The 1,620-nt window shown below is 61.7% G+C and carries 1 pseudogene; it reads right to left on the bottom strand.

Going from position 1 to position 1,620, the window contains the following annotated elements:
• Window positions 1-1,620, bottom strand: a pseudogene (locus AC07OT_RS30945) (YncE family protein); the annotation flags it as partial.

Here is a 1,620-nt window from a genome sequence, read left to right on the forward strand (position 1 = left end):
TCATAGGGAATGGCACCGCGGAAAAAATGGTACTGCACGCTGATGCGGTTGCCGTCTTCACGAATACCTTTGGCGATAACCTCCCTTGGAATGGGCACGCTCACCTCGTGGGTGGCGGGGTTGCCCTGCACTTCCGTGGCGTAGCTGCCATGGCCGTCCGGGCTGAGCCAGTCGATAAAGATCCGATCGGTGGCGTGCATCGGCCGGAATTTCACCACCACGGTGGCCCCCGACAAGGCCGCCAACGGGTCGAGGCGATCCGGAAAGCGTTGGGCTTCGGCGACTTCCGGACGGTCCAGGACCACCCCCACGCCAACGCTGAGGTTCAGCACCTCCGAGCGCAGGATCTGCCGTGGCGGCCCCTTGCGTTCCAGGCTGTAACTGATGCGCAGGCTGCCGTTGAGGTTGAAGTCCAGGATGGTGCGGGTCACCGGGAACGTCAGTGGCACGCCTTCGGTCGCCGCATTGACCAGGATGGTGCCATTGGCCGAGCCGCCCAGGGCCGAGCCGATGCAGCTCCAATGGTATACGTCGTCCTCTCGGGCACCGAGATAGGGCAAGGTCAGCAGTACGGTGGGGCCGACGATGTGGGCGGGGTTGATGTTGTTGCCTTCGGTGCCCTGCAGTTGTGGCGGCGGCAGTTCAGCCACACGTTCGCCCACCTGGGCCCCCACCTCCACCGATTTGCGCGTGTTTTTACCGTCGGTGACCACGTAGTAAAAATAGATGATGCCCCGGCCGTTGAACCGTTGCAGATCCGCCTTGCTCACATGGCGACTGCCACCCTGGGGCCCCGCCAGTTGGGACTCGACGTAGGTTTCGCCACCGCCGCCGGGGACCCGGTGTTCGATGTAGAAGATTTCCAGCCAGTCCGAATTAAACGGCTCGTAGAATGGGAAGATGACTTCGATATCGTGGTCGGGGTCAATCAGGCCCAACTCGATCGGGTTGATCGTCACCCCAGGCATCGACACCGGCGTGCCGATCACGGTGACGGTGATGCTGCCGGACTGGCCGACGAAGTCGCCGTCGGCGTCTTTAATCACGAACGAAACCCGGAAGGAACCGCCGACTATTTGCGTGATGATGTCGCCATCAACGGGAACCTCAGTCACGTATACGTTGGTCGCGTTCCTGAAGGGAAGGGCAAACTCCCGGGTCGAGCCATCCGCCAGCGTGGCATACAGCGTGACGAACACCTGGTGGGGCGGATTGGGTGCGGGCAACTGGCGGCCCGTGAAACACGAGACTTTAAATACCGCATCGCCCTGGGTATCGATGTCGACCTGCTTGAGGTCGACATCGTCCACCAGGAACACCGGGGCTTCAATCAGGCTGGGGTCCAGTTCGCTGACCAGGAAGTAAGACTTGGAATACTGGTACTTTTCCCCGGAGAAGTTCTCCACCACGTCCTGTACCCGAAAGCGCAGGGTCAGGGTGCCCAACAGCCCACCCTGGAGGATGATCGCCTCACTGACGAAAATCCGGATCGGCCCGCTGCCGGCCGCCTCGGCCGGGCTGACGATATGCGTGACGATGACGCCATCCCAGGACAGCTCGATGCGGTCGTTCTGGCGGATATGTTCATACCGCTCAATCAGGCACCACACGCCAGCACCG

It is taken from the genome of Pseudomonas sp. GW821-FHT09C10 (genome assembly GCF_059418085.1).